Origin of the sequence: Sphingomonas oryzagri (assembly GCF_029906645.1) — a bacterium.
Lineage (GTDB): Bacteria > Pseudomonadota > Alphaproteobacteria > Sphingomonadales > Sphingomonadaceae > Solisphingomonas > Solisphingomonas oryzagri.
This window is the reverse complement of sequence record NZ_JARYGZ010000004.1, coordinates 37,549-51,844: the sequence shown is the minus strand read 5'-3', so window position 1 is coordinate 51,844 and position 14,296 is coordinate 37,549. Positions and strand designations below refer to the sequence as shown.

General features: G+C 67.7%; 9 protein-coding genes and 1 tRNA gene. 4 read left to right on the top strand and 6 right to left on the bottom strand.

Going from position 1 to position 14,296, the window contains the following annotated elements; genetic code table 11:
• Positions 1–88: 88 nt before the first annotated feature.
• Positions 89–1,894: a translation elongation factor 4 gene (lepA, locus tag QGN17_RS18520; protein WP_281046085.1), complete on the bottom strand. Its 1,806-nt coding sequence runs from the start codon at positions 1,892–1,894 to the stop codon at positions 89–91.
• Positions 1,895–1,980: 86 nt separating this feature from the next.
• Between lepA and QGN17_RS18515 the strand changes: the two genes are divergently transcribed.
• Together QGN17_RS18515 and QGN17_RS18510 are read left to right on the top strand one after the other, a co-directional pair.
• The gene (locus tag QGN17_RS18515; RefSeq protein ID WP_281046084.1) at positions 1,981–3,294 is read left to right on the top strand and encodes an FAD-dependent oxidoreductase; all 1,314 of its coding nucleotides are present in this window, start codon (positions 1,981–1,983) and stop codon (positions 3,292–3,294) included.
• Positions 3,295–3,412: 118 nt separating this feature from the next.
• Positions 3,413–3,489: transfer RNA gene (locus tag QGN17_RS18510), tRNA-Pro, on the top strand.
• A gap of 40 nt (positions 3,490–3,529) precedes the next feature.
• On the opposite strand, the gene QGN17_RS18505 is transcribed toward QGN17_RS18510, so the two are convergent.
• Entirely contained in the window at positions 3,530–4,480 is a 951-nt protein-coding gene (locus QGN17_RS18505) for an acyl-CoA desaturase (protein ID WP_281046083.1), read from the bottom strand.
• A gap of 85 nt (positions 4,481–4,565) precedes the next feature.
• On the opposite strand from QGN17_RS18505, the gene QGN17_RS18500 reads away from it, so the two are divergent.
• The gene (locus QGN17_RS18500; RefSeq protein WP_281046082.1) at positions 4,566–4,886 is read left to right on the top strand and encodes a metalloregulator ArsR/SmtB family transcription factor; all 321 of its coding nucleotides are present in this window, start codon (positions 4,566–4,568) and stop codon (positions 4,884–4,886) included.
• A gap of 4 nt (positions 4,887–4,890) precedes the next feature.
• On the opposite strand, the gene QGN17_RS18495 is transcribed toward QGN17_RS18500, so the two are convergent.
• The 3 genes from QGN17_RS18495 to QGN17_RS18485 are packed head-to-tail and all read right to left on the bottom strand — an operon-like array spanning position 4,891 to position 8,746.
• On the bottom strand, positions 4,891–6,474 hold the full coding sequence (locus QGN17_RS18495) for a sensor histidine kinase (RefSeq protein ID WP_281046081.1): 1,584 nt from the start codon (positions 6,472–6,474) through the stop codon (positions 4,891–4,893).
• Positions 6,471–7,169, bottom strand: coding sequence for a response regulator transcription factor (locus tag QGN17_RS18490; protein WP_281046080.1), 699 nt, complete (start codon positions 7,167–7,169; stop codon positions 6,471–6,473). Before QGN17_RS18490 ends, QGN17_RS18495 begins: the two co-directional genes overlap by 4 nt.
• An 11-nt stretch (positions 7,170–7,180) precedes the next feature.
• A complete protein-coding gene (locus QGN17_RS18485; protein WP_281046079.1) occupies positions 7,181–8,746 on the bottom strand; it encodes a DUF4153 domain-containing protein in 1,566 nt (521 codons plus the stop codon).
• Positions 8,747–8,950: 204 nt separating this feature from the next.
• Between QGN17_RS18485 and QGN17_RS18480 the strand changes: the two genes are divergently transcribed.
• Positions 8,951–11,893 (top strand): EAL domain-containing protein, encoded by a 2,943-nt coding sequence (locus QGN17_RS18480; RefSeq protein ID WP_281046078.1) that lies wholly within the window; start codon positions 8,951–8,953, stop codon positions 11,891–11,893.
• A 3-nt stretch (positions 11,894–11,896) separates the two neighbouring features.
• On the opposite strand, the gene QGN17_RS18475 is transcribed toward QGN17_RS18480, so the two are convergent.
• Positions 11,897–14,278, bottom strand: a complete 2,382-nt coding sequence (locus QGN17_RS18475; protein ID WP_281046241.1) for a GH92 family glycosyl hydrolase — start codon at positions 14,276–14,278, stop codon at positions 11,897–11,899.
• Between the last annotated feature and the right edge of the window lie 18 nt (positions 14,279–14,296).

Here is a 14,296-nt window from a genome sequence, read left to right as displayed (position 1 = left end):
CACGGCCGGAGGCAAGTCCGGCCGGCATTCGGCTGGTCCTCGCCTAACTCGCGGATTGCCTACGCAATCCGCTCCTTAGTCTCGGGCCTCAGGCGTCGTCGCCCATCCTCAACGCCGCGATGAACGCCTCCTGCGGGATCTGCACGCTTCCGTACTCGCGCATCCGCTTCTTGCCTTCCTTCTGCTTCTCCAGCAGCTTCCTCTTGCGCGTCGCGTCGCCGCCATAGCATTTCGCGGTCACGTCCTTGCGCATCGCCGCGATCGTCTCGCGGGCGATCACCTTGCCGCCGATCGCCGCCTGGATCGGGATCTTGAACAGGTGGCGCGGGATCAAATCCTTCAGCCGCTCGCACATGCCGCGCCCGCGCGCCTCCGCCGTGCCGCGGTGGACGATCATGCTGAGCGCATCCACCGGCTCATTGTTGACGAGGATCGACATCTTCACGAGATCGCCCTCGCGGTGGCCGATCTGGTGATAGTCGAAGGAGGCATAGCCGCGCGAGATCGATTTCAGCCGGTCGTAGAAGTCGAACACCACCTCGTTGAGCGGCAGTTCGTACTTCATCTGCGCGCGGCCGCCGACGTAGGTGAGATCCTTCTGGATACCGCGCCGGTCCTGGCAGAGCTTCAGGATGGAACCGAGATATTCGTCGGGCACGTAGATGGTCGCCTCGATCCACGGCTCCTCGATGCTCTCGATGCGGTTGGGATCGGGCATGTCGGCCGGGTTGTGCAGCTCGATCGTCTGCGCCTCCTCGGTCTTCGAATGGCTAAGGTGGAGGCGATAGACCACCGAGGGGGCGGTCGTGATGAGGTCGAGGTCGTATTCGCGGCTGAGCCGCTCCTGGATGATCTCCAGATGCAACAGGCCGAGGAAGCCGCAGCGGAAGCCGAAGCCCAGCGCGGCCGACGTCTCCATCTCGAAGCTGAACGAGGCATCGTTGAGGCGCAGCTTGGAGATCGATTCGCGCAGCTTCTCGAAGTCGTTGGCGTCCACCGGGAAGAGGCCGCAGAACACCACCGGCTGCACTTCCTTGAAGCCCGGAAGGGCCTCGGCGGCGGGGCGCTTGGCGTCGGTGATGGTGTCGCCGACGGCGGTCTGGCTGACCTCCTTGATCTGCGCGGTGATGAAGCCGATCTCGCCGGGGCCGAGGTCGGCGAGCTGCTCGATCTTGGGGCGGAAGCAGCCGACGCGGTCCACCAGGTGGGTGGTGCCGGCGTTCATGAACTTGATCTGCTGGCCCTTTTTGATCGAGCCGTCGATCACGCGGATCAGGATGACGACGCCGAGATAGGGGTCGTACCAGCTGTCGACCAGCATCGCCTTGAGCGGCGCGTCGGCATCGCCCTTGGGGGCGGGGATGCGCGCGACGATCGCGTCGAGGATCTCGTCGATGCCGATGCCGGACTTGGCCGAGGCGAGCACGGCGTCGTCCGCCGGGAGCCCGATGATGTCCTCGATCTCGGCCTTCACCTTGTCCGGTTCGGCGGCGGGCAGGTCGATCTTGTTGATGACGGGGACGATCTCGTGGTCGTGCTCGATCGACTGGTAGACGTTGGCGAGCGTCTGCGCCTCCACGCCCTGCGCGGCATCGACGACGAGCAGCGCGCCCTCGCAGGCGGCGAGGCTGCGCGAGACCTCGTAGGCGAAATCGACGTGGCCGGGCGTGTCCATCAGGTTGAGGACGTAGCCCTTGTAATCGAGGCGCACGGTCTGCGCCTTGATGGTGATCCCCCGCTCCTTCTCGATGTCCATGTTATCAAGGACTTGCGCCGTCATCTCGCGCTCGGAGAGGCCGCCCGTGCGCTGGATGAGACGGTCGGCGAGCGTCGACTTGCCATGGTCGATATGTGCGATGATCGAGAAATTGCGGATGCGGTCGAGCGGAGTCATGCCGCCCCCTAGCATTGCCCGCGCGCCTTGCCAAAGCCCGTCGATAGGCCCAGCATCGCCGGCAAAACGATCGAGGAGAGAGCGGAATGCGCCACATCGCGGTGATCGGTTCCGGCCCGGCGGGCTTCTACACGGCGGAAGCCGCGCTCAAGACATTCGGAAGCGAGGTGCGCGTCGACCTGATCGACCGCCTCCCCGTCCCCTACGGCCTGATTCGCTCCGGCGTGGCGCCCGATCACCAGTCGATCAAGGCGGTGACGCGGCGATACGAGAATACCGCCGGCGACGAGCAGGTGCGCTTCTTCGGCAACGTGACGGTCGGCCAGGACGTGACGGTGGAGGAACTGCGCGGCCTCTACGACGCGGTGGTGGTCTGCACCGGCGCGCCCGCCGACAAGCGGCTCGGCGTGCCGGGCGACGATCTCCCCGGCGTGATCGGGTCAGCCGCGTTCGTCGGCTGGTATAACGGGCACCCCGATTTCGCCGGCCTCCACCCTCCCCTCGACGGCGAGACGGTCGCGGTGATCGGCAACGGCAACGTCGCGCTCGACGTCGCGCGCATCCTCGCCAAGACGCCGGAGGAATTCGCCGGCTCCGATATCGTGGGCCACGCGCTGGAGGCGCTGAGGCTCTCCAAGGTCCGCCGGATCATCGTCTGCGGCCGGCGCGGCCCGCACCAGATCGCGATGACACCGAAGGAATTGGGCGAACTGGGCCAGCTCACCCGCGCAGCCCCGCTGGTCGATCCGGCCGCCTTCCCACCCATCGATCAGGACGAGACCCTCGATCCCGGCCACCGCAAATCGGTCGGTCTGCTGCGCGGCTATGCGGCGAAGGGCGCCGGCGACAAGCCCGTCACCATCGACTTCCGCTTCTTCGCCTCACCGGTCGCCGTGCTCGGGACGGATCGTGTCGACGCTATCCGGCTCGAGCACACCCACCTCGCCGCCGATGGCCATGCCGAGGGCGACGGCCAGAGCGAGGAGATCGCCTGCTCGATGGTGGTGAGTTGCATCGGCTACCGCAGCATCACGATCGAGGGCCTGCCCTATGACGACAAGGCCGGCCATTTCGCCAATGTCGACGGCCGGATCGGCGGCATCGGCTCGGGCCTCTATTGCGCGGGATGGGCGCGGCGCGGGCCGACCGGCACGATCGGCACCAACCGTCCGGACGGGTTCCAGATCGTCGAGGAAATGGCAAAGGATCTGCCCAACGCGCAGGGCAAGGCGGGTGGCGACGGTCTCGCACGGCTCCTTGCCGATCGCGGCGTCAGCGCCGTGAGCTTCGAGGACTGGCGGCGAATCGAGGAGGCCGAGAACCTCCACGCGCGCGATGGTTCCCCACGCGAGAAATTCGTCGATCTGGCCGAGATGATCGCCGCCGCGCGCCCCGCCTGACAAGGATTTCACGCGCCGCAAAAGAGTCGCTTGCGGAGCTGGAAACACCCCCCTATAGGGGCGCCTCGCTTGGCTCCGCCGGTCGGCTCCCGAGCTTATAAAACGACCGGTGCTCCGTCGGGGAGTAGCTCAGCCTGGTAGAGCACTGTCTTCGGGAGGCAGGGGCCGGAGGTTCGAATCCTCTCTCCCCGACCACACCTTCGAGGTGACGAATAGCCGCCCGCGCAACATGGTGTCACGCGCCTCCAAGCCGGGTGCGAGTCCGCCGTTCGGTGGCCGGTGTGGCGCGCGTCAGCACGCCGGCTCGATCCAGATGTTCCGGCAGGACGATATTCCAAGCCAGCCCTAACCGTTCGAGCAGACGGATGAAGGCGTAACCCCAATCACTCTGGCCGGGATAAAGGCCGATCCTCGCCGATCGCGGGAAGGCGTGGTGATTGTTGTGCCAGGCCTCGCCCATAGTGGGGATCGCCGCCCAAGGCACGTCGTGCGCCTGAACGCCTGCGCCATCGACAAGCCAGCTCTGCGGCCCGCACCGGTGCGCGAGGTGGCCGACGAACCAGTGGCCGGTCACCGATACGGTCACGCGCAGGCAGATGCCCCATGCAACCCAGCCCCATCCGCCGCACAGGAAGAGCAGCCCTGCGATCGGAAGCTGCTGGAGCATCCACGTTCGCTCGAGGAAGCGGTAGAAGCGATCCGTGCCGGCCTGCCCGAGGTCGAATTCCGGTGGGCGCTTCAGCACCAGTCGGCAATGCAGCTGCCACCACGCATCGATCAGCATCGGCCGACGATGTGCCAGATAATCGTGACAGTCGCCCCGCCGCTGCGCCCAGTCGCGCAGATCGTGGGTACGGATCATCCAGAACGGGCCACTCATGCCCACGGCCGTGCCGATCCAGACCAGGACATATTCCACCCAGCGCGAGCAGTCGAAGCTGCGATGGATCAGACGTCGGTGAAAGCCGACGCTATGGCCGAACAACAGCCCGGCTGCCGTGGTCACCAGGAAGATCACCGCCGCCGGGATCGAGGCCGTCAACGGGCAGAGGATGAACGCGCAGAGCATCATTCCGCCATTCCAGAGCGAGTGACCGGGATCCCATCGCACTTGCCCCTCGACCGGCGCAGCGCCCGGTACGGCCACCAGCGAATTGACGGCATACGCATCGTGCACCTCGGCCATCGCGATTCTCCTGAAAGCAATGAACTTATTTCTTAAATACCTTCCCCTCTTGTCAAGTGATTAGCTTATTCCTTAAATACGACCCATGCAGCGCGTGTTCGAAGCCCTCTCCTCCGTCACGAGGCGGAAGATCCTTGCCTATCTCGCGCATAGCGAACTCAACGCCGGGGACATCGCGGCGCGCTTCGAGATGTCGAAGCCGGCGGTCTCGCAGCACCTGGCGATTCTGGAAGGCGCCGGGCTGGTGGAGAGCGAGAAGCGCGGGCAATATGTGTTCTACCGGTTGGTGCCCGACAATCTCGCGAACACGCTGCATGGTTTCGTGCAGGAGGTCTGCCCGGTTTCGCGCCCGCTCAAGGCCGAAAGCGCGGAACGGGCGCGGCGGCAGCATAAGCCTGAGGATTGATCCGCTACCCGGCGGCGCGAAGGCCCAGCGTGAACCGGGTGCCGGAATCGGCGTCGCGCAACGCGATCGTGGCGCCGGCGGAGGCGAGCAGAGAGCGCACGATCGGCAGACCGAGGCCGGTTCCGCCATCCGCGCGGCGGCTGGTGAAGAACGGCTCGAAAATGCGCGCGCGATCGGCGATCGGGATGCCGGGGCCGTCATCGATGACATCGAGCGCGACCGTCTCTTCTTCCCATCGAACGACCAGTCTGACCTGTCCGGCGCCGGCCTGCCGGGCGTTGTCGATCAGCGCGACGAGCACGGTTTCGAGCACGGCGGGCGATATTCCGGCGATTGAACCGCCCGCGACCTCGACCACGACGGCAAACCGGTCGGCCCGATAGGCGTCGGCGATGTGATGAAGGATCGGGGCCAGCTCAGTGTCGGCCGGCACAACGCCGCCCGCCATATCGGCCCGCGCGAGTTCCAGCAGCCTCGTGACGAGCAGCGCCAGGCGATCGGCGTCGGCGGCGATGTTGGACTGGAAGCGGCGGCGATCCGCCTCGCTCATGCCATCGCCATGATCCTCGAGGATCTCGATCGCGCCGCGGATGCCGGCGAGCGGCGTCTTGAATTCGTGGCTGACCGCATGGGCGAAGTCGCGCAGGTAGAGCGAGCGGCGCGCGATCGCATCCGCCATGCGCGCGAAATCAGCATAGAGCGCCTGGATCTCGATCGCCGCCGTCGGCGGCACCTGCGGAACTCCGCCGCCGCCGAGCGCAACCTGCCGGGTCGCTTCGCTCAACGCCTCGATCGGTCGGGCGATGCCGCGTGACAACAGCCCGCTCAGCACGACCAGCGCGGCGAAGATCAGGCCGATACCCAACAGGATCTTGCCGCGATCCTCGTACAGCCCCCGGAACAGCGCACGCGGCGAACGCGACAGCAGCAGCACGCCCACCACATGCCCTTCGACGATCACCGGCCGCGCATGATGGATGCGCAGATCCGACGCGCGGCTCAGCCATTCGAGCGCGTAGCGTTGCCGATAGGCGCCATTGCGGCGGAGCACGGTATCGGGATCGCCGTGAAGCGCATCCGCGACCTCCGGCAATGCGGCATAGCTTTCTCCGCTGTTCGGCCCGGTCAGGATGCGTCCTTCGGCATCGAGCAGCAGGATCGAGGCCAGCGTCGTCCGCGAGGTAGCGCGAAGGATCGGGGTGAGACGACCGGCCGCTGCCAGCGCATCGGCGCGCGGAGGAGAAGCAGACGACACCGGATCGGGTCGCTCCGGCAAGATCGGCGTCGTGCGCAGGTCTATGGTCGAAAGCGTGCCGCCCGCCACGCCGTCCGGATCCATCGCTTGCGGTTCGTTTTCCGGCACCGGCTTCGCGCCCGGCCAGTCGGCCGCGGCAACAGCCGCCAGCGCCGCGCCCTGCGCGACCAGTTCGGCCTCGGTCTGGCGGACCAGCGTGTTCTCGTAGACGCGCAGGAACAACGCGCCGAAGCCGGGCAGCGCCGCCACCGCAACGAACGTCAGCAGCAGGATCGTGCGGAGCCTGAGGCGCGGCCAGTGCCGCCGGATCGGCGCCTTGAGCGCCTCGATCATCCGCCGCAGGCACCGATGCGATAGCCGATGCCCGGCCGGGTCTCGATCAGATCCTCGGCGCCGTGACCGGCGAACTTGGCGCGCAGATTGCGGACATGGCTGTCGATCGTCCGGTCGGTGAGAGCGAAGCCGGGGCCGCGCAGCCGGTCGATGATCGCATCGCGACTGAACACCTTGGACGGCATCGCCGCCAGCGTGCGCAGGATAGCGAACTCGGTGACGGTGAGCGCCACGGCCTCCCCACCCCATTGCGCCTGCCATCCTTCGGGATCGAGGGTGAGCCGGCCATGCCTGAGCGCCGTCGCGGCCCGCTCGACCTCGGGCGGCCGCCCGCTCACCCGGCGCAGGATCGCCATGACGCGGGCCACCACCTCGCGCGGACTGAACGGCTTGGTGACATAATCGTCGGCGCCGAGCTCGATGCCGAGGATCCGGTCGATCTCGTCGTCGCGCGAGGAGAGGAAGAGGATCGGCACATCGCCCTCCCCGCGCAGGCGCCGGCAGACCTCGATCCCATCCATCCGCGGCATGTTGATGTCGAGCACGATCAGGTCCGGCCCGTGCACACGGGCCTGCGCCAGCGCCGCCTCGCCATCCTCCGCCTCGATCGTGTTCAGCCCCGCCTTGGCGAGCGCAAAGACGAGCAGCTGGCGGATGTGCGGATCGTCGTCGACCACGAGAATAGTGCGGGGCATGGGGCACTGGATCATGGCTTCGCCGCCTTGGTCAATGGGGCGGGCTTCGGCGGCGCGGCGAGTGTGATACTGCCGTCGCACGACCAGGTCGCAAGGTTGGCGGGCATGGACACGGGCCGCTTCACCTGCGACCCGGCGGCCGCTTCGGCCCGGGACAGACGGCGGGCATCGCGCCACGTCCAGCTATGCCAGTCCGCCTGCCGGGCGACGAGGCCGCCATCGTCAATGGACCAACTCCCGGTCATCACCTCCTGACGCACGCGGACGACCCGCGCCCTGAGCGATGGCATCAGCGGACGCTGCTCCAGCTCCAGCAGCGCGGGGAGCGCCGAGGAGCCGAGCCGGTCGAGATAGCAGAGATCGAGCGCCGGCCCGCTGCCCACCACCTCGCGTGCGTGGCGAACGTTCCAGGTGGCCGCCACCGCGCCCCAGTCGACAACCGTCGAAACCGACAGCACGATCGTCGCGGCCAGAGCATTGGCGTTGATCAGCCAGCGGGCGCTTCGGCCAGTCAGCATCCTCCACAGGATCAGCGCGAGGCCGAGCGCGACCAGCCCCATCCACAGCAAGGCGGCGATGCGCAGCTCGGTCAGCGAGAAAGCCTCGATATAATCGCCGGTCCGCAGGATCGAGGAGGCGACGAGCAGGATGTTCTGGCCCACCCACAGGGTCACCAGCCGGCGGATCGTCGGGTTGGTGGCGGTGGCAGATCCCGGCTTCAGCGTCGCCAGCACGAACACCCCGGCGAGGATCGCGGTGGCGATCAGCGGATAGGCACCCTGGTGGGCATAATCCGCCATCGTTGTGCCGGCGGGCAGCGGCGCACCGCTCCACAGGAAGGCGATGTCGAGCCCGTTCTGGATCGCGAAGATCGCGTTGAACAGGCCGAGCGCGATCAGCACCGAGGGCATCGACGCGCCCGGCAGCGTCACCTCGGCATCTGGCAACACCGTGACGATGCGCGTCGGCCAGCGGCTCGGGCGGAAGGTGGGCCAGAGCAGCACCAGCATCGCCAGCCAGAAGGCGACTTCGCCGGGCGACGGCAGGCGGATCGCATCGAAGGCGCGCGCGATCAGTGGGTTGGCGGTGGCGAACAGCGCCACGAACAGCGCGCCCATGACGATCGGCAAGGCAAGGATCGCCACCACCGCGCGGATCGTGATGCGTCCGCGATGCGGGCGCGGGCGCAGCAGGCGCAGCAGATCGACGATCGGCGCGAGCGGGCCGGTGGCGCCATGTGCCGCCAGACGCACCGCCCAGCGCCACGCATCGTCGAAGCCATCCGCATAGGGCAACAGCGCGGCGATCGAGATCGCGACCCAGAACATCGCCCAGCCGAGCAGGCCGGGCGCGTCCGCCATGACGAGCGCCAAAGCGGCGGCGATACCGGCCGCGACCAGCGCCGGGCCACGACGAAGCGCGGGCCGCACCACGATCAGCGCGAGCACCCAGGCCAGCATCAGGCCGCCCAGCCAGGAGCCGATCTTGTCCTGAAAGAGCATGTCCGCCGCCGCGATCAGCGGCACCACCACCGCGATCTTGGCGAGGAAGGAAAAGCGCGTGCCGCGACGTCGCATGAAGGTCTCCCGATGATCGGAAGCCTGATTGCCGACGCGCCATGCAATCGCGGCACCGGCCCGCAAGGAGATAGCGTGCAGATTGCGTGCAGGTGCTGCCCGTACCAGCCGCAGGAAATACGCTAAACGCCAGTCCGCATTTACAATTCGCCAAGGTCGTTGCGCTATCGCCGGTGCGGGGCACGGGTGGGATTTTCGGTCTTGGTGAGAATAAGCATCCTCAACGGGCGCAAGGCCGCAGGCTCCTTGCAGGCGGCACCGGGCGCCGCACGCCGTGCCGCCTCGTCCGGCCGCGTCGAGGACAGCCTCTCGCTGGTCGAGAATTTCGAGCGGAGCGGACAGGGCTGGTTCTGGACGACCGATCCCACCGGCTGCCTGAGCTATCTGACCGAAAGCCTCGCGGAAACGCTCGGTGTCGATCCCGCAAGCGTGATCGGATCGGCCTTCTCCGACCATTTCGTGCGCTGCGACGATGGCGCCGAGATCAGCCGCAACCTGCCTTTCATCATGACCCGCCGTTCGAATTTCGAGCGGTTGATGCTGCGCACCGTGAACCAGGCCGACGATCGCTGGTGGCTCGTCTCCGGCACCGCCCAGTTCGATCCGGCCGGCAATTTCCTCGGCTATCGCGGATCGGGAGTCGACATCACCGAACAGCGCCGTTCCTCCGAACAGGCCTCGCAGCTCGCACTCTACGATCCGCTCACCGCCCTGCCCAACCGCCTGCACATGACGCGCACGCTGGAAGCGGGCATGGTCGCGCTGCGCACCCAGCGGACCACCTGCTCGGTCCTGTTGATCGACCTCGACCGTTTCAAGCAGGTCAACGACACGCTCGGCCATCCGGCGGGCGATGCGCTGCTGAAGCAGGTCGGCGAGCGGCTGCTGGCGATCCTCGGCGACAGGGAAAAGATCTTCCGGCTGGGCGGCGACGAATTCCAGATCATCCTGCCGGGCCTCGACGATCGCGGCCGGCTGGGCGATCTCGCCAACCGCATCATCGCCAGCCTGTCGCAGCCTTATTCGGTAGCGAACAGCCGCTGCGTCATCGGTGCCTCGGTGGGCATCGCGGTGGCGCCGCACGACGGTGCCGTGAGCGAGGAGCTGATCCGCAACGTCGATCTCGCCCTCTATGCCGCCAAGGCGGGCGGGCGAGGCCGATACCGCTTCTTCTCCGGCGATCTGCTGCAGGCGGCGACTGATCGACGGCTGCTGGAAGACGATCTGCGCGATGCGCTCGCCAGGGGCGAGCTGGATCTGCTCTACCAGCCGATCGTCAATTGCCGGACCGATTGCGTCACCGGTGTCGAGGCGCTGCTGCGCTGGACGCACCCGGTGCGCGGTCCGATCTCGCCCGCCTTGTTCATTCCGATCGCGGAGGAGGCCAATCTCGTCCAGCAGATCGGCGAATGGGTAATCCGCCGCGCCTGCGAGGATGCTGCGCGCTGGCCGGGCGCCCTGCGCGTCGCGGTGAACGTCTCGCCCACCCAGTTCACCAACGAGGCGCTGCCCAAGATCGTGATCTCGGCGCTCGCCAACTCCGGGCTGCCGGCGGGTCGGCTGGAGCTGGAGCTGACCGAGGGCGTGTTCCTGAGCGAATCGCCCGATACCGATCGCATGTTCGGGATGCTGAAGGATATCGGCGTGCGCCTGGCGCTCGATGATTTCGGCACGGGCTATTCCTCGCTCGGCTATCTGAAGACGGCGCCGTTCGACAAGATCAAGATCGACCAGAGCTTCGTGCGCGGCGTGACTGTGCCGGGATCGCGCAACGGCGCGATCATCGCGGCGATCGTCGCATTGGCCGAGGCGCTCGACATGGAGACCACGGCGGAGGGGATCGAGGCGTTCGACCAGCTCGATCTCATCCGAGGATTGCGCGTGAGCCACGTGCAGGGCTGGATCTACAGCAAGGCGGTTGGCCGCGATGTGATCATGCAGAAGCTGGAAACCGGCGACTGGTCGATCAATCCCGCCGGCCCGGCACGCCAGCGCAGCGAGCGGCAGTCGATGCTGCGCAAGGCGGCCGTCATCCTCGGCAATTTCTATCACCCCGTCACCATCCGGAACCTGTCCGAAACCGGCGCCCTGATCGACGGCCTGATGGAAGTCGAGCCGGGGACGCCGCTGATCATGGATTTCGGCGACGGCCAGCTTGCCGGCGCCACCGTCCGCCGCGTCAACCGGCGCCAGACCGGCGTCGAGTTCGGCCTGCCACTGGTGGGGGACGGCAATGGCGGGCTGTGCACCAGCCAGCGCGTGTCGGCCGGAACGCTGGCGCGGCTCGGCCTGCCGTCCGGCGGGACGGAGCAGACCGTGCAGCTGTGGCAGGAAGCGGTGCCGCCGTCCGCCGAACAGATCGCCGATCGGCTCGGCATCAACCTCGTCGCGCCGGAATTGCCGGCCTGGGCGGTCGCCGGCCCGCAGGACGATCCGCACGCGCCGCCCACGGTAAAGACGTTCGTGACCCGCTATCTCGATCATCTCGCCGGCTGCGGCCGGACGCGGCAGGTTCATGAGGAGTGGCTGCGCACCTATGTGGTGCCGCAATTCGGCCGCTTCCGGCTCGACGAGATGGCCTTCGCCGATGTTGCCGGCTGGCTGGACGCGGTGACGGCTCGGCAGGGCCAAGGCCCCGCCATGGCCGGGCGACTGCGCGGCATGATGAACTACATGTTCGTGCTGGCGAAGCGCTGGGGTGTCGCGGGCGCCGAGATCAACCCGATCCAGCGCCAGTTCGCGCAACGCGACGAGCGCGACCGTCCGCTGGAAAGCGATGACATTACGCGGCTCCGCGAGGCGGCGGACGCGAGCCACAACGTGCATCTCGGCGCGATCGTCGGGCTGCTGCTGTCGACCAGGCTACGCGTCCGCGAGTTGCTCGGCGCGCGGTGGGAAGACATCGATCTGGTCGAGCGCACCTGGCGCGTCGCGGGCGAGAATGGCGAGACCGAAGCCATGCTCCTGAATGCCGAGGCGATCGCCATAATCTCAAGGCTGCCGCGCTGGGACGGCTGCCCCCACGTCATCGCCAATCCGCGCACGAAGAAGCCCTATCGCTCGATCTTCAAGAGCTGGGATGCCGCGCGCAACCGCGCCGGCCTGCCCGACGTCAGTATGCACGAGCTGCGCCGCTTCGCCTCCTAGGCGCTAGCGGCGGGTGGCCGATCCCAGCGGCGGATAGGACGGCGGCGCGTCGGCGGGCGCCGCGCCCCAGCCCTTGTCGGGATCGGCGGACAAGGTGAAGCGCAGTTCGCCGCCGCGCTTCAGCTGATCCGGCGCGATCCACGGGCGGGTCGTGGCGCGGCCATTGACCGTCAGCGCGTGGACATAGGGCGCGTCGCCCGCCGCACCGTCGCCGACGATATGGATCGCACCGCCGGGCCGGTCGATGCGGATGTCGCGGAACAATGGGCTGCCCACCACCAGATCGGTGCGCCCCGGATAGAGCGGGTAAAGCCCCATCGCCGACCAGACGTACCAGGACGACATCTCGCCGAGATCGTCGTTGCCGGAAATGCCGTTGGGGCGGTTGGTCCAGATCCGCCGCATCGCCTCGCGCACCGCCCCTTGCGTCTTCCACGGCGCGCCCGCGAAATTATAGAGCCAGGGCGAGGCGATCGAGGGTTCGTTGTCCAGCTCGGCATGGAGCGGCCCCGACTTGGTAACCGCCCAGTCTCCCTTGTCGTCGTGGAAGAAGCCGTCCAGCGCGGCCATCGCCCTGTCGCGCCCGCCGATCGCGGCGAACAGCCCAGCCGGGTCGAACGGCACCATCCAGCGATATTGCGCACCGCTGCCCTCGACGAACTCGTCGTCGGAGGCCGGATCGAAGGGCAGCCAGCTGCCGTCCGGGCGGCGCGGCTGGATATAGCCCGAGGTCGGGTGGACGAGGTTGCGCCACCAGCCCGCGCGATCGAGGAAGCGGCGCTCGTTGGCCTTGTCGCCGAGCATCCCGGCAAGCTGCGCGAGGCCGAAGTCCGCCGCCGCCATCTCCAGCGTGTCGGACACCGATCCCCAGCCCGGCGCGCCGGCCGGCATGTAGTGGAGCGACAGCCACTGATCGAGGCCGGGCCGCTGGCCGACGCACAGTACCGGGCAACCGGTGCGGCTCAGATCCTTGGCATTGGGCACAGTCGCCGCCTTGAGCAGCGAGGCATAGGCCCGGCGCACATCGAAATCGCGGCCACCGAAGGCGTAAATGGCGGCGATGGCGGGCGCGGACGGATCACCGTTCATCACCCCGGTCGCGCCGGTCATATGCGTCCAGCGATCCCAGACGCCGCCATTCTGGTCGGCCTGGTTGAGCAGCGACTGGGCGATGTCGGAGCCGACCTTCGGCTCCAGCATGGTCACCAGTTGCAGCTGCGAGCGATAGACGTCCCAGCCCGAGAAATTGGCATATTGCGCCTGCTGGCGGTCGGCGAGGTGATGGATCGTGCCGTCCATCCCGCGATAGCGACCGTCGACATCGCTCGCGATGCTGGGGTCGATCAGCGAATGGTAGAGCGCTGTAGTGAAGACGGTGCGCTCGTCATCCGTGCCACCCTCGATCGCGATGCGGCCGAGTTCGCGGTTCCAGGCGGCTCGGGCGGCGGTGCGGGTGGCGTCGAGGCCGGTGCCGGCCGGGCTCTCGCGTGTCAGATTGGCGCGCGCGCCGGCATCGTCCACATAGGAAATGCCCACCCGCATGGTGACCGGCGCGCCGGCGTCGAAGCTGATCCAGCCGCCCGATCCCTTGCCGGGCACGGGGAAGCCGTCGTTGCCGTAGCCGGTGCCGCCCTTCGCGTCGGTTGCGCCGGCATGGACCTCGCCGTCAGTCCAGGTGCCGCCCACCTTGAAGTCGCGATCGAACACCGCGACGAAGTGCAGCGTGTAATAGCTCTGCCGCCGGTCGGGCGAGAGATAGCCGCAGAAATTGCCGCTGGTGACCGTTCCCGAGACGGTGCGATGCGCGGCGTCGATGTGGATGGTGGCGTCGCTGGAGCCGACCTCGGTGTCCGAGGTGCGGAACAGCAGGTTGGCGGGCTTGTCGTCCGGGAAGGCGAAGCGCGCGACGCCGGTGCGCAGCGTCGCGGAGAGATCGACCGCGACGCCGTTGCCCAGCTTCGCCGCATAAGCGCCGGGGCTGGCCTGCTCCTTCCCATGATCGAGATAGGCGGCGTAGAGATTGCCGCCGCCCGGTGCCGAGGGCGACGTCTCGACCGCGCGAGTGACGGGCATGATCGGAATGTCGCCGCCAGCACCCGCGCAACCAGACCCGGAGACATGGGCGAGGCCGAAGCCACGCACACCGTTGGAGCGCCACTCATACCCGCCCGGCGCCGCGACGACGAGGCCGCTGCCCGGAAGCGGCGTCTCCTCCGGGCTGAACGATACCATGCCGAAGGGCAGGACTGCGCCGGGGAATTCGTTGCCGCCGTTGGTGGTGCCGATGAACGGATTGACCAGCGCGGCCGGATCGGCGGGCGGTGCGGCCAACAGCGGTGCCGTGATCGCCGCCGTCGCCAGCATGGCCCAGCATCCCCGCTTCATCGTCACGCGTGTTCCTCC

Coding starts and splice junctions, on each gene's coding strand:
- QGN17_RS18490 (WP_281046080.1), bottom strand. CDS start 7,169: ATGCCCCGCACTATTCTCGTGGTCGACGACGATCCGCACATCCGCCAG.
- QGN17_RS18485 (WP_281046079.1), bottom strand. CDS start 8,746: ATGCGACGTCGCGGCACGCGCTTTTCCTTCCTCGCCAAGATCGCGGTG.
- lepA (WP_281046085.1), bottom strand. CDS start 1,894: ATGACTCCGCTCGACCGCATCCGCAATTTCTCGATCATCGCACATATC.
- QGN17_RS18475 (WP_281046241.1), bottom strand. CDS start 14,278: ATGAAGCGGGGATGCTGGGCCATGCTGGCGACGGCGGCGATCACGGCA.
- QGN17_RS18515 (WP_281046084.1), top strand. CDS start 1,981: ATGCGCCACATCGCGGTGATCGGTTCCGGCCCGGCGGGCTTCTACACG.
- QGN17_RS18495 (WP_281046081.1), bottom strand. CDS start 6,474: ATGATCGAGGCGCTCAAGGCGCCGATCCGGCGGCACTGGCCGCGCCTC.
- QGN17_RS18505 (WP_281046083.1), bottom strand. CDS start 4,480: ATGGCCGAGGTGCACGATGCGTATGCCGTCAATTCGCTGGTGGCCGTA.
- QGN17_RS18500 (WP_281046082.1), top strand. CDS start 4,566: ATGCAGCGCGTGTTCGAAGCCCTCTCCTCCGTCACGAGGCGGAAGATC.